We start from the raw sequence: 21279 nt of genomic DNA, 5'->3' as shown, positions 1-21279 counted from the left end.
GTTACCAATCCTTGGCATTGGGTTGCTGTTTCTTTTTTCCGCCCGTTTGGGCTTCCTGTAAGATCTGGTAAAGTTTTCCGGGTTGGTCCTGCTGGCGGAGCTGCTCCAGCATTTGCTTCAAGGCGGCGGTCTCGGCATTGACGGGTTCCCCAACTGCCTGTTTTCCGCCTAGGGTTTGCATTTCTTCTTGAGAAGGCTGCTGAGCGGATTCTTCGCCGTCCAACTCGACTTGTTGCTGTTCCTCAGGCTGGTCGAGCTCGCCCATTTGAGCGCCGTCCTGCGTGTTGGTCGCTTGGGTAGACTCGTCTCCTTCGCCTTGCTCGCCTCGCTCTTCCCCGCCGTCTTGGTTTTGCGATTCGCCGTTTTCCCCTTCTTGTTGCTGCTCTGCGTCTTCGCCTTGCTGGCCTTCGTCCGACTGTTGCGACTCATCGCCTTGAGACTGGGCGTCGCTCTCCTCCGAGTTTTCTGAGCCCTCCTCCGAGGAACCGGAACTGCCTTCCTGCTGCTGCTCGCCGTCTTGCTGCTCTTGTTGCTCGTCGGAGTTGTCGCCTTCCTGTTGCTGTGGCTGCTGCTCTTGATGCGGGGGATTGAGCAGGTCGAGTAGGCGTTGCTCGAGACTGTCCCAATCTGCGGCGATGGGGTCGAGCTCCCTTCCTGCTGCTACGGCATCAAGAGCGTCTTTCACCGGACCATCCGGCATCTCTTGCCCTTGCTGCATGAGCTGCATGGCGACTTGCATCGTCCCGGAAGCGACCTTCCCGTAATCTTCGGCCGTGACCTCGTCCTTTTCTACGATTTCGGAAATCAAATTCGGAAGGGTGACGCCTTCTGCTGTTTGAGGGGGAGATGGACGCCGCGCAGGAGCTCCGCTTTCGTATTCGGAATCTGGAGTCGAGCTGGTGACGCCAAACAGGGTTGAGCTAACGAACAGAGTCGTCGTTGAAACGATAATGCGAGGTTTCATGCGGTCGCCTCCTTTCGTTTGATGGTCCGAGCTTTCGGCAAGGTGGGAAACTCCCAATAAATTGAAAGCAACAAGAGGAGTAAGCCAGGGGCTAGGAAGTAGTGGAAGCGCTCGATCATTGCGTCTTCCCGCTCTCGTTCCTTGAGGGCCGCTTTGCCTTTTTCCACAGTTTCTTCGACGACTTGGGCGAGGTCGACCCAAACGCTGGCTTCGCGGTAGATCCCTCCCGTGATGCGGGCAATTTGCGTGAGGGTTCCTGGTTCGAGCTTGCTGAGCACTACGGCGCCTTGGGGATCCTTGAGGTAGCCACCGGATCCATCGGGAATGAGGCTACCTTCTTTGGTGCCGAAACCGAGACAGATAGTACGGACGTTTTGCTCCTTCAGCATTTGGGCTCTCGATTCCCAACCGGAATCCAAGCTTTCGCCGTCGCTGATGATAATAAGGAAGCGGTCAGCCATACCATCAGATTGCTCGAACGAGTCCAACGCAGTCTCCATCATCGCCGTGTAATTGGTGCCGCCTTGCGGAATGAAGCTCGGGTTTATGTCGTCGAGAAAGCCACGCAGGATCTGATAGTCGGGACTCATGGGGCTTTGCAGAAAGGCGGTCCCGGCGAATACGATCAAGCCCACGCTCTCGCCTTCCAAGGTATCCAGCATTCCTTCCACCACGAGTTTCGCGCGTTCGAGGCGGTTCGGTTTAATGTCATTCGCCAGCATGCTCTTCGATAGGTCGATTGCGATAATGACCTCGCGACTGCGTTCGAAGGTAAGCTGTTCCTCAGTTCCCCAGCGTGGTTGCGCAACGGATACGACGAGAAGCGCGAGAGAAGCGCAAAGCATGATCTTGGGCGGCCGAGCTCGGGTTCGGCTCGCTTGCTTGATGCCGCCGAAACCGGCGGTCGCCCATTGGGCTTGGGCGCCCTTCCGTCGTGCAGAGGCCCGACTGCGGTGGAACAAATTCCATGCCAGCAGGAGGATCGGAAAAGCGAGCCCCCAAAGGTATTCTTCATGTGCCCAATCGATACTCATGCGAGGGCCTCCCTGAATTTATTCGCTCCGGCAACGAGGCCCAGCAGGGCAAATGCTGCCGCTGCATAGAGCGGATAAGGAAAAAGCTCGGTAATGGTTGAATACTGCCTCACTTCGAATTCTATGGTGCTTGATTCATCGATCTTCTGAAACGCTTGATCGATTGTATCCGAATCTTCGGCACGGAAAAATTCGCCGCTGGTAAAGTCGGAAATCTTCTTCAGCGTTTCGGTGTCGACGCGGAGGAGCTGCTGTGTTGTGCCGATGCGTTCGCCACGCTCGTTGCGGCGAGGAAAGGGAACGTATCCATTTTTTCCCGCTGCGATTGTGTAGACGCGAATGCCTGCCTCTTTGGCTAGGGTAGCGCCCTCCATGGGTTCCATCATTCCCGCAGTGTTTTCTCCGTCGGTGAGGAGTACGATAAAAGCGCCCTCTCGCTCGCCGGCGCGCTCTTTGGCCCCTTCCAGAAGGCGAGAGGTGGCGACGGCGAGCGCGTCACCGATGGCTGTCCCGTCCTCGATCAATCCGATCTGCAGCCGCTCCGTTTGGCGGGCTAGCCATTTGTGGTCGAAGGTCAAAGGCGCTGCGGTGTAGGCCCGTCCGGCGAAGGCGATGAGACCGATGCGGTCGTTTTCGCGACGATTGATAAAGGCGCTGAGCACGGGCTTGACGGCTTGGAGGCGATTGGAGCGCTTGCGGTTTACGAAGTAGTCCTCCGCTTCCATGGATCCAGAAAGGTCTACTGCGAGTATGATGTCGTAGCCGCGGCTCTTGGAATGGCGTTCCGTGGCCACGGATTGGGGGCGGGCCAAAGCGAGAATCATGGCAACCGCTGAGAGGAATACGAGCGTTGTCGCTAGCTTCGTGCCTCCAATGAAACTTGGGCGGCGCCAGGCTCCGGAAAATGGTAGTATCATGGCGGATACAGCCCGACGACCTCGCAGCCAAGCCACAACGGGCAAAACCAGCAGGGCCAAAAGCCAGTAGGGACTGGCCAGTTGAAACTTTGTATCCAAAAGCTCAATCATACGCGGGCGAAACGTTTCATGCGTTGATGGAAAAAGTTGGTCACGGCCTCCAGCGCATCATCGCCAGCGGTGAGGCTGAGCCGATCGCTGTCTTTGGGGAATAGGTTTTGGAAGGCCTTGTCACGTTGTTGGCTCCAGCTTTCATGGGCCGATCTCTGAGCGCTCGATCCACCGTTGAGGGTATAGAGCTCGCCAGTGGTGGGGTCGTAGACAGGTTGGCTGCCGGACTTTGGGAGCTCCAGCTCCCATGGATCCGAAATGCGAAATCCGACCGGCTGGTACTGTCGCCGTAGAACGGGCCAGACATCCGGTTGGGAGGGGCCGGGGAAGTCGCCGAGCCAGACGAAGATGCTGTGTCGCGGAGCCGCTTTGAGCACGTACTTCCAAGGAATCTTTGCTTCTTGCCCGTCGAGAATGGGTGGGGCCGGGTGCCCGAGCAGATTGGCGGCAGTGTGCATCACACGGCCGCGACCGGTGGCTGATTTGGTGAGAGTGTACCCCTGGGGAGTTGCGTGCAGCAGGGAAATTCGGTCGCCATTCACGGCGCTGAGCAGCATGAGAAGGCTCGCGAGCTCCAGCAGAGCTTGGCGCTTGGTGACGCTACCGGATCCGAATTGCAGCGAGGGAGTGTCTTCAAAAAGGAGTAGGAGGGTGATTTCCCGTTCTTCGATGAACTTCTTGCGGTACGCCTCGCCAAGTCTGGCGGTTACGTTCCAGTCGATGTCCCGCACGTCGTCGCCAAACTCGTACTTCACGACTTGGTCGAACTCCATGCCTTTGCCGCGGAAGGAGGACTTGTATTCTCCGCCGAGGGCGCTCTGCACCACGAGACGAGCCCGCCATTCCAAGCGTCGCAACATGGCGACGGTTGCGGAAAGGTTGGCTTGGGAGCTAGGCTTCTCTTCGGGAGTTGGCATGGGTGGGAGCGTGGATTTCGCCGGAGCGATTGCTCGAGCGAATGGTTAAATCGTATCCAAGAACTTAGATCATGCCGGCTCGGCTGGGGATGGCGGTCTTGTCTAGGATTTTCAGCAACACTTGGTCGGCGGTGATTTCCTCGGCTTCCGCTTCGTAGCTCAGTCCCACGCGGTGGCGCATGGCGTCGAAGAATATGTCCTTTACGACTGCGGGCGAGACGTGGTCCATGCCGCGCAGCCAAGCGAGGGCGCGGCTAGCCTGGTAGAGGCTGATGGAGGCTCGAGGCGAGGCGCCGTAGGAGAGAAGCCGGTCTTCGGGCTTGGTGGCTTTAGGCATCTCGCGAGTGGCCCGCACGAGCTCGAGAATGTAGGCTTGGATGTCTTCCGAGACGTGCACGCCGTCCACTTCGGCGCGCAAGGCGAGCAGCTCCTCGCCGGAGGCGACCGGCTGGAGTTCGGGCTTTTCCGTGACTTGGCCCCAGCGGCGCATCATCTCGAACTCGTCCTCTTGGCTGGGGTAGTCTACCAGCAGCTTGAAGAGGAAGCGGTCGCGCTGGGCTTCCGGCAGCGGATAGGTGCCTTCTTGCTCGACCGGGTTTTGGGTGGCCATGACGAAGAACGGGCGCGGGAGCTTGTGGGAGGTGGGGCCGAGGGTGACTTGCTTTTCCTGCATGGCCTCGAGCAGGGCGCTTTGTACCTTGGCAGGGGCGCGGTTAATTTCGTCGGCCAGCACCAGGTTGGCGAAGATGGGGCCCTTGTGCGGCTCGAATTGGCCGGATTGAGCTTGGAAAATCATGGTCCCGATCACGTCGCTGGGGAGCAGGTCCGGAGTGAACTGGACTCGTTCGAACTGCAGGCCGAGCGCGGTGCCGAGACTTTTAATGAGGAGCGTCTTGGCGAGCCCGGGCATCCCCTCCAACAGGACATGCCCGTCGGCGAGGAGGGCGACAAGCATTCGTTCGACAACGACTTCCTGTCCGAGGATTGCTTTTCCAACTTCGTTTCTGACGCGTTCAGACCAGCTGCTCATATGGATTTTCGGTAATTTTGTATGGGATTCAGGCCAAGCCGCTGAGGCTTGCCCAACGGAAGCTGAGAAGGACACCGTCGAATGACCTTCTAATCAAGACTATGTTTCAGCGCGCCAAAGCAGATTTCCTGCCGTCGCTTGTCGATGGCGAGCGGGTGGGCGATTTCGATCTCGTTGAGCTGGCTGGACGAATTGTTCTTGAGACAGGCCTCTGTCCCGCGCAGGCATGGGGCATGGCGAAGAAATTTTGGCTCATAAAAAGCGAACCGGACGTTTTCGGCTTCGATGATTTGGAGAAGTGCAAGGGGCAAACCGAGCCTTGGGACGGGATTCGCAACTACCAAGCTCGCAACTTTATGCGCGACGAGATGCGGCAGGGCGACGTCGCGATTTTCTACCATTCCAACGCGGGAGCAAATGTCGGCGCCGTGGGGCTGGCTACGGTTGCCAGCGAGAAGGCGTACCCGGACCACACCCAATTTGATCCAAAATCCAACTACTATGATGCCAAGTCGACCAAGGAGAACCCTCGTTGGCTGATGGTCGATTTCAAGTACGGCAAGCCTTTCAAGCGTCTCGTGACCCTGAAGGAGCTCAAGGAAGCCCCGGAGCTCGAAGACATGCTGGTGGTGAAACGCGGGCAAAGGCTATCAATCCAGCCGGTGGAGAAGGCTCATTTCAAGGCGGTCTGCAAGATGGGCGGATTGTCGGCGAAGGATTTAAAGGAGTTGGGAGTGTAACGATCCATCCCGACTGTATCGCTGGGCTTAAGCCAGAGACTATGGATAGTCGAACCTGGAGTGCTGACGCTGGATAAAGTGAGGGTTGTCGCTACGCTCGGTTTAGCGCTAGGTTCTATTTCAGCAGCGGCTCAAGGGCTTTCCACACCGTCTCCGCCACGATTTCGTGTCCAGCCGGGTTAGGGTGGATTCCGTCGGCGATGTTGAGCTCGGGGTCGCCAGCGACTCCCTCTAAGAGAAATGGGATCAAGGTCGCCTCATTCTCGTGAGCCAAAGATGGGTACATCTCGCGAAACTCGGAGGTGTAGGCCTCCCCGAGATTGGGAGGCATTTGCATTCCGGCGATCACGATATGAATGTCCGGATTCTTCTTTTTCGCGAAGTCGATGATCCCCTGCAGGTTCTTTTTGGTATCCGAGAGCTTGATACCGCGCAGACCGTCGTTGGCTCCGAGGGCAAGCACCAGGATATCGGCAGGTTTTTGCATGACCCAGCCCACGCGACGCAGGCCTCCGGCGCTCGTTTCTCCGCTCAGGCCCGCCGGGCTCACATCGTAGTCGAGGCCTGACGCTTTCAGTTTCGCTCCTATGAGAGCTGGATAGGCTTCGCGTTGATCGATGCCGTAGCCAGCCGTCAAGCTGTCGCCCAAAAACAGGATGCGTTTGGAAGTCGAGTCGGCATGGGCAAAATTTGTAAGGGCGAGCAGTGCATAGGCGGCAATCAAATGCAGGGCGAGACGCGTTGGCTTCATATCAGTTGAGAAGAGCGTAAGCAGTTGCATGTTACAAGATACGAATATTGGGTTGGAGCGCATGACGGAATCTAGCGAATCCCTATCGGTGTTAGAGCTGAGCGAGGTGAAAAAGGCCTACCATAGCGGGCACGAAGACTTGGAGGTGTTGAAAGATATTTCGTTCCAGGTGCGAGAGGGCGAAACCGTTTCGATCATTGGGCCTTCCGGCAGCGGCAAGACGACCTTGCTGGGGATTTGCGCGGGACTGGACCGGCCTAGCAGCGGTACGGTTTCCTTGTGCGGTCGCGACATCTCTGAAATGAGCGAGGACGAAAGAGCGGCTGTGCGGAACGAGAGCGTTGGCTTCGTTTTCCAGAACTTCCAGCTGATGCCGACTCTGACCGCTTTGGAGAACGTGATGGTGCCGCTGGAACTGCGGGGCGAGAGGGGAGCCCGCAAGCGGGCGGAATCGTTGCTGGAAAAGGTCGGGCTGAAGGAGCGAACCTCGCACTACCCCATCCAGCTTTCGGGAGGCGAGCAGCAACGTGTCGCCTTGGCTCGGGCCTTCGTAAACCGTCCGCGAATCCTGTTCGCAGACGAGCCGACGGGCAATCTAGACTCTGAAACGAGTCTGCCGATCGTAGACTTGCTCTTCGACTTGAACAAAACAGCGGGCACCACCTTGGTACTGGTGACCCACGACCTCGAGTTGGCGAAGACGACGGATCGTTTGCTGAAAATCGATCGCGGTCGTCTCCAGGAGGTCGAGAGGTGAGCGTGAGCGCAAAAGACTGGAAGCGTTATGAAGCAGGCCTCTAAAGCTTGGATCTTTCTTATGGCTTGGCGCGACATGCGTCGAGCGAAGAGACAACTCGGGCTCTTCGCCCTGGCTGTGGTCGCTGGAGTCGCGGCCCTGGTAGCGATCAACTCCTTCCGCGCGAACTTGGAAAGCGAGATGGATCGGCAGTCGCGCAGCCTCCTTGGGGCTGACGTGGAGTACGATGCGAACGTGCCATTTAGCGAGAAGGCAGAAGCCTTGATTTCCATGGTTCCAGCGGAAGCCATCGCTCGGGAAATTAAATTCGCGACGATGGCCTATTTTCCCACCAAGGATGACACGCGCATCGTGAGAGCTCACGCCATGGAGGGCGCGTTTCCTTGGTATGGAAAATTGGATACAACTCCAGCGGGACTGCGCGTGGCGGATAGCGAGGAGCCGGTTGCCTTGCTGGAGGAGAGCTTGATGCTGCAGTTCGATCTGAAGGTGGGAGATCCGATCAAGATCGGCGAACAGGAATTCAAGATTATCGGCGAAGTGCTCCGCATCCCGGGTGAAGGTTCGTTTACCGGATCCTTCGCTCCTCGCGTCCTCATTCCGATGTCCTTTTTCGAAGCGACTGGCTTGTCACAATACGGAAGTCGGCTCCACTATTTCGCGTACCAGAAGTTCGACGAGCTAATGGCTGAACCGAGCTTGGAGGTTCTCAAGGGGCTCAAGGATGAGTTGGAGGCCATGGATGTCGATGTGGATACAGTGGCTGACCAGCGTCGCAGGGTGGGTCGCACTTTAGACGGCATGAACAGCTTCTTGAGCATGGTCGGATTTGTCGCGCTCTTGTTGGGGGGAGTCGCCATAGCGGGCGCGGTACAGGTTTACCTCAAAGCCAAAACAGATTCGGTGGCGATTTTGCGTTGTCTGGGGGCGAGCACTCGCCAGGCGATGTTGATCTATTGTATCCAAATTTCCTTGGTCGGATTTATCGGTTGCGTGAGCGGAGCTGTCTTAGGGGTCTCAATACAATCGTTTCTCCCAGAGTTAATGAAGAGTTTCTTGCCGCTCGAACTTCAAGTAGAGCTTTCCTGGAACAGCATCTTTCTGAGCCTTCTCTTCGGTTGGTTGTTCACCAGCTTGTTCGCCTTTTTGCCATTGCTGCCCCTACGTCGCGTATCCCCATTGCGAGCGATTCGGGCCTCGGTCGAAGCCCGCGGAAGGGCATGGCGAGACCTAGCATTCTTGCTGGTGTTGTTCGCCCTGCTGGTTCTGACTGCCGTGTTCACGGTGACGCAGACCCAGACGCTTGCCCAAGCGGCCGGCTTTTTCGGTGGCATACTGGCGGCGATGTTGCTGCTGGCAGGTATTGGCTGGTTGCTGCGTTTCGCTCTCAAGCGAATCAGTGTCGCTGGGCTGCCGTACGTTTGGCGCCAAGGTTTGTCCAATCTGCACCGGCCCAACAACCGTACGACGATGCTGGTGGTCACCTTGGGAATGGGCGCCTTCCTGATTTACACGATCTATATCAGCGAGCAGAGTATGTTGCGGCAAGGAGAGCTGGCGGACAATGAGGGACAACCAAACGTGATTTTGTTCGACATCCAGCCCGACCAAGTGGAGGGGGTCGAAAAGGTGATCGAAGAATTGCAAGTCGACGCTATCCGCCCGGCTCCGATCGTGACGATGCGCTTGCAAAGCCTGAATGGGAGAACGGCGGAGGAACTGATCGATGACCGAAATTTAGACATCGAACGCTGGGCCGCTCGCCGGGAATACCGATCTACCTATCGAGACTACATCCGAGACGACGAGGAACTGCTCAGCGGTGAGTTTACGCCGACCGCTTCGCTCGATTCCGATTCGCCGATCCCGGTTTCGGTCGAGCAGCGTGTGGTCGAAGCCCTGAAGCTGAAGCTTGGTGACCGTATCGTTTGGGACGTGCAGGGGCTGCCAATCGAGACGGAAGTTACCAGTATCCGAAAAGTGGATTGGCGAGAGATGAAACCGAATTTTTTCGTGGTGTTTCCCGCTGGAGTGCTGGAGGCAGCCCCCGCATTTTTCGTAACGGCGGCTCACGCGTCAAACAAGGAAACGATGGTCGCGCTTCAATCCACGGTCGTGAAGCAGTACCCAAACGTGTCCGCCGTAAACTTGACCATGGTACTGGAAAGCTTGAGGGAGATTTTCGACAAGATCAGTTTCGTGATCCGCTTTATGGCATCTTTCACGATCGTCACCGGTTTGATCGCCTTGATGGCGTCTGTGATCACAAGCCGTTACCAGAGGGCTCGGGAAAGCGCTTTGTTGAGGACGATCGGCGCATCCGCAAAGCAAATACGGGGGATTATGGGAGTTGAGTATGCTCTGGTTGGAATCATAGCCGGCATTGCAGGAGTGGGTCTATCGCTGGCCTCGGGGTGGGCGGTCACCAAGTATGCCCTGAAGGTCGAGCTTTACATACCTTGGGGCGCGACTTTGGCGACCGTAGGAATCGTGGCGGTGATGACCCTTGTGACCGGAATGCTTAACAGTCTTGGCATCGCAAAGCAGTCCCCCATGGAGTCGATTCGCTCCGAGGGATGAGAACCTAGCTTTTGTTGACGGTGCCCAGCAGGTCTTGAACGCCCTGCAGAGGTTCTGCGCCTACGTTGCGCCCAAACCTGCCGATGAGGCCGATCAGTAGCTTAACCCAAAAGGGGAGGTTCGATTTGCTGAAGTCGACACTGTGCGAGACGCGCGTGATGCTATCGGTCTTGGGAGCGAAGCTTAGCGTTTCGATTATCGTACCCGTACCTGCGCTATCTTTCAGGTTGTAGCGGAATGTGATTTCGCGATTGGTTTCGCTTCGGAGAATATCGCCTACGGCCTCGTGCTGTTGCCCTTTCATCTCGTAGAGTGCAGTGAACGTCTCGCCAGCGTTGATGGTGGGCGTCTCGCTTGCTCGGACGCATTTGGGATTCCAAGCGGGCATGTTGCCAGGTTGAGCGACGATGGCCCAAAGCTCCTGGGGCGAAGCTTTGAGATCTCTCTTGGCAACGATCTTCATCCTCCGAGAAAGAGGATGAAGATGCGGTATTTAGTCAAGCTGATCGAAGGCGATACGTCTCGCGCTAAGGTGCCAACAGGCTCTGTTCGGGGCCTAGGTAGCTGTCGCCGAGACCGCCCGTATTGACGATGATTTTCTGCAAGGTGGTAGCCGGGTCGACCATGTAGATGCGAAGCGTGTGGTGGCCGGCCGTCTCAATCTCGTGGCTCGTTGTGGCAGGCCGAACGGCTGTACGCACGGATTCTTGCCAGAGGCTGTGTGCCCGGTCTGCGTGAAGGTCGACGATTTGCGGTGTTTCGTCGTCGAAGGCTATGGCAAAGCGCAGTCCACGGTCTGGAGCGATTGGCCACGTTGGGTTCCAGAGCGTTTCCACTGAAACCGTTCCGCTGCTGAACAAGGTTAAGTCGTATTCAACAAATGGAGCATCGGCTGGATTCTCGAAACTTCTATCGCCGATTGGGTAAACGGAAATGGAGCTATTCGTGCGGCCGAGGTTCGGAATAACTTCCCAAGACAAGCCGTCTACATCGCGCTTGGAACTGTAATTCGCCGCGTCGATGGATACGTATCCGTCCGCCTCTAGGAAGCCCTTTAGGTCGTTTGACTTTGGTTGGTGAGCGGTAACGGCGATGCGAGCACCTCCCCAACCGGTACCGCGGACTAGGATACTGCCGCGATGCGTTCCTTCAGGAACTTGTTTCCAATCAATGGATACGCTAACCTGTTCCTGGTTTTTTATTGTTCCGGAGGTTTTGCTCAGCTTTATCCAGTTCTCCGATGCAGTAGCCTGGAAGTCGAAAGGTACGGTTCCTCTGTTGAATACTTCTATAAGCCGTTCGTCTTGTCCGTAGCGATGAAAGTCTGGCAGCGCGTAGTAGTTGCCTTCGGCGGGCCAAGCAGCTGTCATGCCCTCGACTGCGACGCCCATGTCAGCGACGGCTGCAGGACGGTTGAGCATGATCGCGGGCATCATATCGGCAGGTGGATTGTTCCAGTAGGTGTATCCAATACGTGGTTGCGACATCATGTGGTTCCATTTGCCACCGGTCGCGTCCCCGTGGAAAAGATCCTCCAGCTCCTTGTTCAAGTCGAAATACTTTTCCGTAAGCTTTGCGTATTCGTTGGTGACCGACCTGCCTTGGGCTGCGTAAAGATGGTTCTTGGCTTGCGCGATGTACATCTGAGTGATGGCAGCTGAAGCCTTGACCGGATAGTACACGAGCTGGAAAAAGGCTGACTTTCGTTCCTCTGGAGTCGCTGCGTAGAGGGCTTCGGCTTTCGCCACCATTTGGGCCAGTTCAGTTTCGATACGTTCTGCTTCGCGGTAGTTTAGGAGGCTGTAGGTCGTGGCGTCTTGCAGTTCGGGTTTGCGGCGGGCGTTGTGCCTGGTGTAGGCGGTGAGCAGCTCTGCTATTGCTTCCGTATGTTCCGGTCCGAAGGCGCTTTCGGCAAAAAGCTTCCCGTATTCGGGGATGCGCTCCTTCGGCCAATCGTCGATATCCCAGGCGAGATCGAGAAAGTAGGTGATGGGCAACTCCTGGGGCTTGAGGTCTCCCACGTTGGTCAGCCAAATCTTATTGGCATCGTACTTGTCGGCCAAGTTCATCTGCTCCCAAACCTTGGCGAGTTGGGTGACGTTGGTCCACCGGTAGGAGCGTGGTCCACCCACGTAGTCGAAATGGTAATACACGCCAGCTCCGCCAACGCGCTTACGTTCTTCTGGAGTAGGAAGTCGGCGAATATTGCCCCAATTGTCGTCGCACCAAAGGAGTATGACGTCGTCTGGCACTCGCATGCCGCTTTCGTAGTACCCTTGTACTTCCTTGTAGAGCGCCCACACCTGAGGGACTTCCGAGATATCTCGGTCATCGAAAACTTCGGTCAGGATTTCCCTCTGGGCGTCCACGATTTTTTCCAACAAGCCGATGTCCTCCGTTTCGGACATCGGCGTATCCGCTTGGCCGCGCATGCCGATTGTGTAGATGGAGTCGTAAGGCTTGTTGCGTTCGGCTCCTTCCTTCCAGAAGGCATCTAGGCGATCGGGGTTGCGAGCGTAGTCCCAAGGACCTTCCCCGTGGCGGTCCCATTCCTTGTCTGCTCGCATCATCGGCTCGTGGTGCGAGGTACTCATGACAATTCCGTACTTGTGCGCCAAGATCATGTTTTGCTCGTCGTCGTCGGCGAATGCGTTGTTCCACATGGCCGGCCATAGAAAGTTGGATTTGAGCCGTAACAATAGCTCGAATACATGGACGTAAAACTCGTGCGTGTAGTTGCCGTAGTTCTCATGCACCCAACCGGTCAACGCGGGCGCTTCGTCATTCAGAAATATGCCTCGGTACTGAACCTTGGGAGCGTCTTGGATTCGGGTGCCGTTTTTGACCCAGAGCGTGGAGCTCTTGGTAGCGGGGACATCCGCCCACCAGTGCCAGGGCGATACGCCAATCTGTTCGGAGAGGTCGTAGACTCCGAAGATCGCGCCCCTCATGTCGCTGCCAGCGATTACGAGGGCCTTTTGCAAGCCTTTGGCGGGCTGGTCGACGAGCTCGATGTGGTAGGCTTCCCATTTCCCTCGCACCTCAGAAATATCGATTTTGCCATCCGAGACCAGTCGATCGATGAGGGCAGACTTACCGATCGTACCGACGATGACCGCCGTTTTTCCAAGCTTGCTCGGCGAGTGCTCGAGCTTGGGCTGCGTTCCGGTAACCTTTTCGAAGTCAGCTTGTAAATCGCCGACGGCGCGGACGAGGCCCCAATGGTCCTCGGAGTCCACATAGAGGTCGATCAACTTGCCATGGGCGGCCAGTTGCAGGCCTGAGCTTTCCTTGCTCCGCGTCACGTAGGACGCATCGCCTAATGCGTATCCAACGTTGGCGGCAAAAAAGACAAGGGTACAGATAAGACCGTTCCGCAGGGAACGGGAGATGTTTTCTGGGAGGTTTAGCATGTCCGGTACGAGGTAATTGGGTTGTCTAAGGGCTGAGCTAGACGACGATCGAGCGCTTGAGAACCGAATTGGTGGTCAACGTGTAATGGAAACGGGCGGCGTCCAAACATAACCGCGTTTTCCCATAAGTCACCTTGTTCAGACTATATAACAGGCGCTTCCAATCGGAGGCTCATCGCGCGGAATGACAGGAAGCGGTGCTGGACTCGACACGCAAATTTGAGCAAGAGTGACCCCCGTGTACATGGATTATGCGATAGCGTTGGGGATCGGAGTGGCCCTGGATTTCGTTTTTGGGGATCCTCGAAAGATGCCTCATATCGTCAAATGGGTGGGTGCGCTGGCTGTAGCCGGGGAGACACAACTGGTTCGCCTGCTGGGTCGCAGCGTATTCGCCGGTATGATACTGTGGGCGGTCGTGGTATTGGTCATGACCGCTGGCTACGCGGTTTGCGCCTGGGGAGCTGGCTTGATTGGCGATTGGGCTAAGGTGTTGCTGGACGGGCTTCTGTTGTTTCAATGCATCGCATACCGTGACTTGGTTAAGCACGTGGTGGCGGTAAAGTCGGGGCTGGACCGTGGCCTGGAAGAGGGACGCCGCCGCGTTTCATGGATCGTTGGTCGCGACACGGAGCAAATGGAAGAGGACGACGTGTGCAGGGCGGCGATCGAGAGCGGGGCGGAGAACCTGAACGACGCAGTGGTGGCGCCTCTCTTCTGGTTCGCTCTATTCGGTCCGCTGGGCGCCTTGGTTTTTCGCGTAAGCAATACTCTGGACGCCATGGTCGGGCATCGCACTGCTAGGTTCGAAAGGCTGGGGAAGGCCTCCGCCCGCATCGACGACCTGCTCAACTACCTGCCCGCTCGGCTTTGCTGCCTCTTGTTGCTCAAGGTAAGTGAGGTTCGCTGCTGGCGGCGTTTGAGACCGGATGCTAAGCTGCATCCGAGCTTCAACGCTGGCTGGCCGGAAGCGGCTATGGCGCAACGACTTGGAGTGGTGATCGGCGGGCGGATGTACGAGGGTGGGAAGCTTGTGCAAACTGCGGAGATGAACAAGGGAGCCCGCCAGCCGAAGCGAGCGGATATCTTGCGAGCAACCGACTTAATGGGGATCGCTTACGCGAAATGTCTGGGCCTGATTCTCGCTGGATGGATTGTCTCCTGGCTCCTGTTCAACTGATTACAAAAATGTAATTAATTAGCCTTGCTTAAGTTTCGCAGGTACGACTTAAGGGAGGTGTTCTTTATCAATTGAATCGATTCGTCGACAGGAAACGCCGTTAGAACCGGCGACAGTCGCGCTACGGTAACAAGTCACAAGTCCGTGCAGAACTCTGGTAAGGTTTTGCGCTCGCTGCAGCAGAGTAGGGCAAGGTTTCCCATCGAAATTCGGTGTGGATGCAAACTTGGAGTCCGACCACTGCCTACGAATCCTACCCGCCTTCTCGGTCCCCCGCGAGGGCACACAACTTGTCGCTGGAACAAGAGGGTAACGCGCATGCTCAGCATCGCTGTCGACGCTTCCATCCCCTGCTGGGGAAGAACCGTGCTCAGCTTGCTGGTTCGATGTTCGCGCCTTTTTGGAATAGCGGCGCTTCTCACATCGAACAATGAACCAAATATCTGAATACAAATACAAAAGCGCCAGCGGACTTTTCTTCGCTGGCCTAGGCCTCGCTTGCTTGGCCGCTCCTGCGCGATCTCAGGAGAACACGAGCGAAGCGTTTTTCGAACTCGAAGCGTTCTCCATTACGGCGAACCGTATCGAAATTCCCGTACAACAAGTCGGCAGTACCGTAGACGTACTGGACGCTTACGAACTGCAGAACGGACAGGAGATCTTTCTCGTCGATGCCCTGCGTGAAATACCGGGCTTGGTCATGCGAAACAATGGCGGCCCCGGAGGAACCTTTGGCATCACGACCCGCGGGCTGAGTTCTAATCGTCCCACGGTTTTGCTCAACGGCATCGAAGTGAGCAACCCCTCAAACGGGCAAATTTTAAATTTGGGCAACGTCTTTACCGGGGCCGCTTCGAGAGTGGAAGTGCTGCGGGGCCCGCAAAGCTCCTTGTATGGCGCCGATGCATTGGCGGGAGTCATAGCAGTCGACACTTTAGGTCCTGACAGCGCTGCCGGGGGAAGAGCCCTCTTGGGATACGGATCCTTCGACACGCTCAACTACGGCCTCGGCCATACGGGCTCGCAAGGAGGCTTGAGCTGGTCGGTGGACGGTTTCGTTCAAGAGTCGGAGGGATTTTCGGCCCAGACGCCCGCTTACGGCGAGGCTTGGGCGGACGATGACGCCTATGACAATACGACCTTGAGCGGCACCTTGAAGTACGCATTGAGCGAGGAGCTTAGCTTGCATGCCTCCGCTGTTTACCTGGACACCTACTCCGAATTCGATCCAGGTGATCCCGCATGGGTCTGGGGAGAGCCAGCCAGCGATCAGTATGCGACTACCGAGCAACTCTTTGCTCGCATCGGCTCTGACTTTCGCATCCGCAACAACTGGAACAGTTCGGTGAATATCTCGTATTCGGATGTGGATACGCTTTCTTATGCGAACGCCAGTCCGTACTACGCCTCTGGAAAGCGGTACAAGTACGATTGGATTAACTCGCTGGACGCCGCGGAAGGCTGGCAGCTGGTTGCTGGTCTTGAGTACGAATCGGAAGAGAACCTGAGCGACGTCGGAAACCGCAATGATGCGTCGGTTTTCGTGGAAAACGTATTTTCCTTTGGCGATGGCTTGGACCTCACGCTTGGGGCCCGTTACGATGACAACAGCGCTTACGGCGACGAAACAACCTATCGCGCTACCTTTAGCTATCGTATCGAAGGATTGGATGCGCGGGTCCGCGGTTCCGTCGGTTCCTCGTTTCAGGCGCCTTCGTTTTATCAGCTATTTAACGAATGGTACGGAAATCGTTCCTTGAAACCTGAAACGGGTAAAGGATGGGATCTTGGGGTGGAGAAGACCTTGCTCGACGGCAAGCTACAGCTCAGCTCCACGGCTTTTGGCAACAAGGTGAATGACAAGATCGATTGGGATGGGATTTACAGGAATGTGAGCGAATTCAAGTCGGTCGGCATCGAAAACGCTGCTCGTCTTTACGTGAACGATTCCCTTCGGTTGAAGGCGGCTTACACTTATAGCGACGCGGAAGAGGCAACGGATTTAGAGGCGCTGCGCGTGCCGCGGAGTGTCGGTTCCATCGGAGCGAATTGGACGGGAGTCGGGGGCAAGCTTGGCCTGAATATCGATGCCCTCTTTGTTTCCAGTCAATACGGGGACAGCGGGTCTCGCTCCAGCGGAACGAAGCTCGAAGGCTACGAGGTAGTGAATTTCGCAGCCACTTTTCAGGTCACCGAAACGAGTACCTTGTGGATCCGTGTTGGGAATGTATTGGATACCGAATACGAGGAAATTGCTGGTTATCAAACGCCCGGAGCGAACGTGCACGCCGGTGTGCGAATGAATTTCTAGACTCACTTAGGCGGAAGCGTGTTTGCCCAGCAGGCTGTGCTCATGGCTGTCGGGCGGGCACGCTTCCTTTCTTTCAAATAAAATGAAAACGTTCCTCATTTGCATTTTGTCGTGCTTATCCGTATCTGCCTGGGCGTCAGAGGTTCGCTATGCCAAGAATTTCTCGATTGAAGTTTTGGATACGCACAAGGAAATAACCGTACGAAATACGTGGAAGGGCGCTGGCGACCGGGAGCAAGTCTACGCTCTGGTACCTCGGAAATCCGCTCTGCCTAAGTTGGACAAAGGAACCATTGTGATTCGGACTCCTGTGGAGCGGCTCGCAATCATGGCGACCGTCTTTTTGGGACCGATACGCGACTTGGACCTGTACGATTCGCTTGTCGGTATTGCTTATCTCGACTACGCAAACGACGAGAAGGCTCATCAGTTGGTGGATTCGGGGGCTGCCCGACGTATTCAATCCGGTACTGCTATGGATGTTGAATCCATGCTTATGCTACAACCGGATCTCATCCTGACCAGCACGACTGGAAATCCGACTTTCGATGTCCATCCTCAGATGTTGCGTGCTGGGCTACCGGTGGTCGTAACCGCTGGATACATGGAAGCGCACCCCTTGGCTCGCACGGAGTGGATAAAGTTCGTGGCTGCGTTCTACGACAAGGAAGAGGAGGCTGAGCGCATCTTTTCGCAAATCGCGGAGCGCTACGAAGCGCTGGTCGCTCTGGCGAAAAACACGAAAGAACGGCCCACGGTATTTGCCAGCGCTCCGTATTCAGGCGTATGGCACGTGCCTGGCGGCCAAAGTTATTCAGCGACCGCATTCATGCATGCAGGAGCGGATTACTTGTGGGCTGACAATCCGTCGAAAGGAGGAGTGCCCCTTGACGTCGAAGTCATTCTGAAGCGCGCGGCAAAAGCGGACTTCTGGCTAAATCCGAGCCACTACGATTCGATCAGGGGACTGCTTTCAGCGGACGAGCGATTCGCCGCTTTCGAAGCCTTGCAGAAAGGCCGCGTTTACAATAATACGGTACGCGTCAACGAAAACGGCGGAAACGACATTTTCGAAAGGGGCGTTTCCCATCCGGAAGAAGTGCTAGCTGACTTGATCAAGATATTTCACCCGGAACTTGTGCCTGACCATGAGTTCGTGTTTTACGAGAGGCTGAAGTGATTTATCCGAGCCAGAAGCATTTTGTAGGGCTGCCGCTTGCGGCACGCCGCAGAACCTTGAAGTTGACCTCGTTGCAACGCGGCGTGGCGCAGGCGCCAGCCCTGCATGGATTTTGCTCCACGTGAAAGCTACCGCTAACCATAAGAGTCGCACTGCGATGCTGTTCTTCGCGTTGGGCGTGGGGGTGCTGGCGTTGCTGGTTGCAAACGTCTGTTTGGGTTCTGCCACAATATCCTTGGGTGACGTTTGGAACGCAATCATCGGCGGCGATTCGAGAAATTCGGTTACCAGTCAAATCGTGATGGACTTCCGCATGCCGCGAGCCTTGACCGCTTTGCTCGCGGGGGCGGCATTGGCTGTATCCGGATTGTTGATGCAAACCATCTTTCGTAACCCCTTGGCTGATCCATTTGTACTCGGAGTCAATTCGGGAGCGAGCCTCGGAGTCGCCATCGTTTTGTTGGTTCTCGCACCCGCTGGCGTAAGCCTGACGCAGGGACTGGAACTGGGAGGACATTTGTTAGTGGTCATCGCCGCGACGGGTGGAGCTGCCGTTGTTTTGGGAGTCGTGTTATCCTTCGCTCAAAGAGTCGATGTCATGTCGCTGCTGATACTCGGGCTCATGCTCAGCTACGCTGTAGGAGCGGTGGTGAGCGTCCTAATGTTCTACAGCATGGCGGAACGTTTGCTGTCTTTCTTCGCCTGGTCCTATGGTACGTTCGGCAATGTGGCATGGAGTCACATGAAGGTATTTGGCTTCTGCGTCGGTGCAGGGGCCTTCGCCAGCCTCTTTCTTAGCAAGCCGTTGGATGCGATGTTAATGGGGGAACGCTTCGCTGAATCACTCGGAACTAAAGTGAAGCGCGTGCGCATTTTTTCGCTTGGGCTTGCTTCTCTTCTGGCGGGGACGGTTACGGGATTTTGTGGACCTATCGGTTTTCTAGGAATCGCGGCGCCCCATCTCTGCCGTTACCTTTTCAAAACGGCCCAACATAAAGTTCTGATCCCAGCTTCCTTGCTGGGAGGAGGCGGCATCGCCTTGGCGGCCGACTTGGTGGCGAAGGCTCCGGGATTCGATGGGGCTCTGCCCTTAAATGCAGTGACTGCCCTTGTAGGGGCTCCCGTCATCATCGTGGCGTTGATCCGTCAAAGGAACCTGAGAAAGGCTTTCGGATGAGCCTAGCTCTAGAGGCAGTAAGCGTAAGCGTTGGCTACGAAGGCAAGGGGACTACCGCTCGCGTCGTGGCAAGTGGGCTCACGGTTTCGCTCAAGGCAGGAGAATTTGTGTGTTTGCTTGGGCCAAACGGAGTGGGGAAGTCAACATTGATCCGCACCCTCGCTGGAATGCAAAAACCGATTTCTGGGAGTATAAGGATTGCGGATACGGATTTGAAAGCCTTGTCGCCGAAGCAAAAGGCGAGGGCGGTGAGCGTGGTGCTGACCGACAGCTTGCCGCAGGGCATGTTCGATGCTTACTCGGTGGTCGCACTGGGTCGTCATCCTCACACCGGTTGGACGGGCAGCTTGGCCGAGAGGGATCGCCAGCGCATCGAATGGGCCCTTCAGGCAGTGGGCGCCGGCGGACTCGCCCGTCGGCAGGTTTCTGAGCTAAGCGACGGCGAGAGGCAGAAGATCATGATCGCGCGAGCCCTCGCTCAAGAGACGAAGCTCATCTTGCTGGATGAACCAACGGCCTTCCTTGATTTGCCAAGAAGGGTGGAATTAATGCGTACCTTAAGGGATCTGTCTCGCAATGAAGGGCTTAGTATTCTGCTCTCCACTCATGACCTAGACCTTGCCTTGAGGAGCGCTGACCGCCTCTGGTTGCTGGACAGCGAGGGCGGATTGACGACCGGAATCCCGGAAGAACTCGCTTATGCGGGAGAGATTGCGAACGCGTTTCGCTCGAGCGAGGTTGATTGGGACAATGAGCAAGGTGCGTTCAAAATGCACAATCGAGCCTGCGCTTCAGTGACTCTCCACGGCAGTGGGGCGATCGAAGTTTGGACCCGCAGGGCTCTTGCTCGCATTGGATATGAAGTAGGGTCCGAGAAAAGTGAATCCAAAATCAGGATACAAATTGAAGCTAGAGGAAACGGATTTTTCTGGAAGGTCGAATCCGAGGAGGGATCAGAGCGATTTGAGTCCCTGCACGAGCTCCTGCAAGGATTGCTAGGGAGATCGCATCAAGCTGCGAATGGGGAGACATGAAGATCGGCGAATATTACGAATCGGTGGAACTGCACCGGAAGGAAAAAATCATCTATGCCCAGCTGTTGAAGCCGCATCGCGTGCTGTCGACATGTCGCTTGAATGGAGGTCTGCGGGAGGACCTAGAGTTCATCTATAATCATCAATCCTGCGAACCGAGAGCCCACCTTGGGCATGACCTTTGCGAGGTAGCGGTCAAGGATCCTGCACGTTACCAAAGGCGAATCGCGAGCAAGGCGGGAATTGAGTATGGCAAGAGCGCCTCCTTGGGGACCGCGGCAAACGTCAACAACGCAGCAATCGCAAGGGAATCCCATCGTGATCTGCAAGTGGTGGCGATTACCACGGCAGGCGTTGGCGGCAACGGTGGACGGGCAGGTGACCCCGCTTCCTACTATGCTAGCGAGGAAGGCACCGTGATAATCGAGAGAGCACCTCCCCCTGCTGGAACGATTAACACCCTATTGCTGATAAACCAGGAGGTGACGCCGGGAGCTCTGGTCGCGGCGAGCACCGTTATGACGGAGGCGAAATCAAGCGTGCTTCAGGAATTGATGGCTCCCTCGCGTTATTCCCAAGGGATCGCTACGGGAACGGGTACGGATCAAATCGCAATCGCTAGTCTCATCGGAACCAGTATCCAGCATACGGATGCAAATAAGCATTCAAAGCTTGGCGAACTGATTGGAAAGGCTGTGCGTACCGCTCTCTTCCAAGCGCTCAATCTACAATCCGGACTCACTCCGGATGCTCGCAGATCCAGCCTTGCCCAGCTTTTGCGTTTTGGTGAAACGCAATCCTCGTTTATAGAGTCGATCCGAGAGCGGTTGCCCGAAGAGGCAGCGGATCTGTTTGAAGCGAACTTTCTCTCGGCAAATCATGACCCCGTCACCGTGGCCGCCGTACAAGCTCTCGTGCATGTGTGGGATCAGTTTCAATGGAGCGTTCTTCCCCGGACTTGTATCCACGAAGCCATGATCGGACAAGCAAGCTTGATCGCTTCGGCAGCAAGCGGGAGAGAAATGGGGCGCGAGGAAATGCAAAAAAGGCTCGGTTCCTGGCGGGTGAGCTTGCAAGCCTCGAGCTTATTGGACTTGGTGCGCCGCAGCTTTGCCATCGGCTATGCCCTGAAATGGTCTGGGCGCTTCGAGGACTAGCGCTGTAAGCTAAATTTAATTACATA

At 56.2% G+C, this 21279-nt stretch carries 17 protein-coding genes; 9 read left to right on the top strand and 8 right to left on the bottom strand.

Features of this window, described 5'->3' with window-relative positions; translation table 11 throughout:
- Position 1: 1 nt before the first annotated feature.
- The 5 genes from IEN85_RS09295 to IEN85_RS09275 all read right to left on the bottom strand — a co-directional run bounded on the left by IEN85_RS09295 (position 2) and on the right by IEN85_RS09275 (position 4973).
- A complete protein-coding gene (locus IEN85_RS09295; protein ID WP_191616820.1) occupies positions 2-964 on the bottom strand; it encodes a hypothetical protein in 963 nt (320 codons plus the stop codon).
- Positions 961-1998, bottom strand: a complete 1038-nt coding sequence (locus IEN85_RS09290) for a vWA domain-containing protein (protein WP_191616819.1) — start codon at positions 1996-1998, stop codon at positions 961-963. Before IEN85_RS09290 ends, IEN85_RS09295 begins: the two co-directional genes overlap by 4 nt.
- A complete protein-coding gene (locus IEN85_RS09285) occupies positions 1995-3026 on the bottom strand; it encodes a VWA domain-containing protein (RefSeq protein WP_224772536.1) in 1032 nt (343 codons plus the stop codon). The genes IEN85_RS09290 and IEN85_RS09285 overlap by 4 nt, the downstream gene beginning before the upstream one ends.
- A complete protein-coding gene (locus tag IEN85_RS09280; protein WP_224772535.1) occupies positions 3023-3943 on the bottom strand; it encodes a DUF58 domain-containing protein in 921 nt (306 codons plus the stop codon). The genes IEN85_RS09285 and IEN85_RS09280 overlap by 4 nt, the downstream gene beginning before the upstream one ends.
- A 64-nt stretch (positions 3944-4007) precedes the next feature.
- A complete protein-coding gene (locus IEN85_RS09275; RefSeq protein ID WP_191616818.1) occupies positions 4008-4973 on the bottom strand; it encodes an AAA family ATPase in 966 nt (321 codons plus the stop codon).
- Positions 4974-5206: 233 nt separating this feature from the next.
- On the opposite strand from IEN85_RS09275, the gene IEN85_RS09270 reads away from it, so the two are divergent.
- Positions 5207-5713, top strand: a complete 507-nt coding sequence (locus IEN85_RS09270; protein ID WP_191616930.1) for an EVE domain-containing protein — start codon at positions 5207-5209, stop codon at positions 5711-5713.
- Between the two features lie 115 nt (positions 5714-5828).
- Here the strand turns inward: IEN85_RS09270 and IEN85_RS09265 are convergent, their stop codons facing one another.
- On the bottom strand, positions 5829-6464 hold the full coding sequence (locus tag IEN85_RS09265; RefSeq protein ID WP_191616817.1) for an arylesterase: 636 nt from the start codon (positions 6462-6464) through the stop codon (positions 5829-5831).
- A 28-nt stretch (positions 6465-6492) separates the two neighbouring features.
- On the opposite strand from IEN85_RS09265, the gene IEN85_RS09260 reads away from it, so the two are divergent.
- Positions 6493-7221: an ABC transporter ATP-binding protein gene (locus IEN85_RS09260; protein WP_224772533.1), complete on the top strand. Its 729-nt coding sequence runs from the start codon at positions 6493-6495 to the stop codon at positions 7219-7221.
- A 27-nt stretch (positions 7222-7248) separates the two neighbouring features.
- Positions 7249-9801: an ABC transporter permease gene (locus IEN85_RS09255; RefSeq protein ID WP_191616816.1), complete on the top strand. Its 2553-nt coding sequence runs from the start codon at positions 7249-7251 to the stop codon at positions 9799-9801.
- A gap of 4 nt (positions 9802-9805) precedes the next feature.
- Here the strand turns inward: IEN85_RS09255 and IEN85_RS09250 are convergent, their stop codons facing one another.
- Together IEN85_RS09250 and IEN85_RS09245 are read right to left on the bottom strand one after the other, a co-directional pair.
- On the bottom strand, positions 9806-10264 hold the full coding sequence (locus IEN85_RS09250) for an SRPBCC family protein (protein ID WP_191616815.1): 459 nt from the start codon (positions 10262-10264) through the stop codon (positions 9806-9808).
- A gap of 64 nt (positions 10265-10328) precedes the next feature.
- Positions 10329-13214: a glycosyl hydrolase 115 family protein gene (locus IEN85_RS09245; protein WP_191616814.1), complete on the bottom strand. Its 2886-nt coding sequence runs from the start codon at positions 13212-13214 to the stop codon at positions 10329-10331.
- Positions 13215-13458: 244 nt separating this feature from the next.
- On the opposite strand from IEN85_RS09245, the gene cbiB reads away from it, so the two are divergent.
- The 6 genes from cbiB (at position 13459) to IEN85_RS09215 (ending at position 21253) form a co-directional block, all read left to right on the top strand.
- Entirely contained in the window at positions 13459-14394 is a 936-nt protein-coding gene (cbiB, locus tag IEN85_RS09240; RefSeq protein ID WP_191616813.1) for an adenosylcobinamide-phosphate synthase CbiB, read from the top strand.
- A gap of 430 nt (positions 14395-14824) precedes the next feature.
- Positions 14825-16705, top strand: a complete 1881-nt coding sequence (locus IEN85_RS09235; protein WP_191616812.1) for a TonB-dependent receptor plug domain-containing protein — start codon at positions 14825-14827, stop codon at positions 16703-16705.
- An 82-nt stretch (positions 16706-16787) separates the two neighbouring features.
- Positions 16788-17885, top strand: coding sequence for an ABC transporter substrate-binding protein (locus tag IEN85_RS09230; protein ID WP_191616811.1), 1098 nt, complete (start codon positions 16788-16790; stop codon positions 17883-17885).
- 157 nt (positions 17886-18042) lie between these two features.
- Positions 18043-19062, top strand: a complete 1020-nt coding sequence (locus tag IEN85_RS09225; RefSeq protein ID WP_191616810.1) for a FecCD family ABC transporter permease — start codon at positions 18043-18045, stop codon at positions 19060-19062.
- Positions 19059-20096, top strand: a complete 1038-nt coding sequence (locus IEN85_RS09220; RefSeq protein WP_191616809.1) for an ABC transporter ATP-binding protein — start codon at positions 19059-19061, stop codon at positions 20094-20096. Before IEN85_RS09225 ends, IEN85_RS09220 begins: the two co-directional genes overlap by 4 nt.
- Positions 20093-21253 carry an adenosylcobinamide amidohydrolase gene (locus tag IEN85_RS09215; RefSeq protein ID WP_191616808.1) on the top strand — a complete coding sequence of 387 codons (1161 nt, stop codon included), beginning with the start codon at positions 20093-20095 and terminating at the stop codon, positions 21251-21253. Before IEN85_RS09220 ends, IEN85_RS09215 begins: the two co-directional genes overlap by 4 nt.
- Positions 21254-21279 lie beyond the last annotated feature (26 nt).

This window comes from Pelagicoccus enzymogenes, from assembly GCF_014803405.1.
Lineage (GTDB): Bacteria > Verrucomicrobiota > Verrucomicrobiia > Opitutales > Opitutaceae > Pelagicoccus > Pelagicoccus enzymogenes.
This window is presented reverse-complemented; position numbering and strand designations above follow the sequence as displayed.

What these genes read in the sequence shown, in the direction of transcription:
- IEN85_RS09275 (WP_191616818.1), bottom strand. Translation starts at nt 4,973, where the DNA reads ATGAGCAGCTGGTCTGAACGCGTCAGAAACGAAGTTGGAAAAGCAATC.
- IEN85_RS09265 (WP_191616817.1), bottom strand. Translation starts at nt 6,464, where the DNA reads ATGAAGCCAACGCGTCTCGCCCTGCATTTGATTGCCGCCTATGCACTG.
- IEN85_RS09255 (WP_191616816.1), top strand. Translation starts at nt 7,249, where the DNA reads ATGAAGCAGGCCTCTAAAGCTTGGATCTTTCTTATGGCTTGGCGCGAC.
- IEN85_RS09295 (WP_191616820.1), bottom strand. Translation starts at nt 964, where the DNA reads ATGAAACCTCGCATTATCGTTTCAACGACGACTCTGTTCGTTAGCTCA.
- IEN85_RS09235 (WP_191616812.1), top strand. Translation starts at nt 14,825, where the DNA reads ATGAACCAAATATCTGAATACAAATACAAAAGCGCCAGCGGACTTTTC.
- cbiB (WP_191616813.1), top strand. Translation starts at nt 13,459, where the DNA reads ATGGATTATGCGATAGCGTTGGGGATCGGAGTGGCCCTGGATTTCGTT.
- IEN85_RS09220 (WP_191616809.1), top strand. Translation starts at nt 19,059, where the DNA reads ATGAGCCTAGCTCTAGAGGCAGTAAGCGTAAGCGTTGGCTACGAAGGC.
- IEN85_RS09245 (WP_191616814.1), bottom strand. Translation starts at nt 13,214, where the DNA reads ATGCTAAACCTCCCAGAAAACATCTCCCGTTCCCTGCGGAACGGTCTT.
- IEN85_RS09285 (WP_224772536.1), bottom strand. Translation starts at nt 3,026, where the DNA reads ATGATTGAGCTTTTGGATACAAAGTTTCAACTGGCCAGTCCCTACTGG.
- IEN85_RS09230 (WP_191616811.1), top strand. Translation starts at nt 16,788, where the DNA reads ATGAAAACGTTCCTCATTTGCATTTTGTCGTGCTTATCCGTATCTGCC.
- IEN85_RS09290 (WP_191616819.1), bottom strand. Translation starts at nt 1,998, where the DNA reads ATGAGTATCGATTGGGCACATGAAGAATACCTTTGGGGGCTCGCTTTT.
- IEN85_RS09280 (WP_224772535.1), bottom strand. Translation starts at nt 3,943, where the DNA reads ATGCCAACTCCCGAAGAGAAGCCTAGCTCCCAAGCCAACCTTTCCGCA.
- IEN85_RS09260 (WP_224772533.1), top strand. Translation starts at nt 6,493, where the DNA reads ATGTTACAAGATACGAATATTGGGTTGGAGCGCATGACGGAATCTAGC.
- IEN85_RS09225 (WP_191616810.1), top strand. Translation starts at nt 18,043, where the DNA reads ATGCTGTTCTTCGCGTTGGGCGTGGGGGTGCTGGCGTTGCTGGTTGCA.
- IEN85_RS09250 (WP_191616815.1), bottom strand. Translation starts at nt 10,264, where the DNA reads ATGAAGATCGTTGCCAAGAGAGATCTCAAAGCTTCGCCCCAGGAGCTT.
- IEN85_RS09270 (WP_191616930.1), top strand. Translation starts at nt 5,207, where the DNA reads ATGGCGAAGAAATTTTGGCTCATAAAAAGCGAACCGGACGTTTTCGGC.
- IEN85_RS09215 (WP_191616808.1), top strand. Translation starts at nt 20,093, where the DNA reads ATGAAGATCGGCGAATATTACGAATCGGTGGAACTGCACCGGAAGGAA.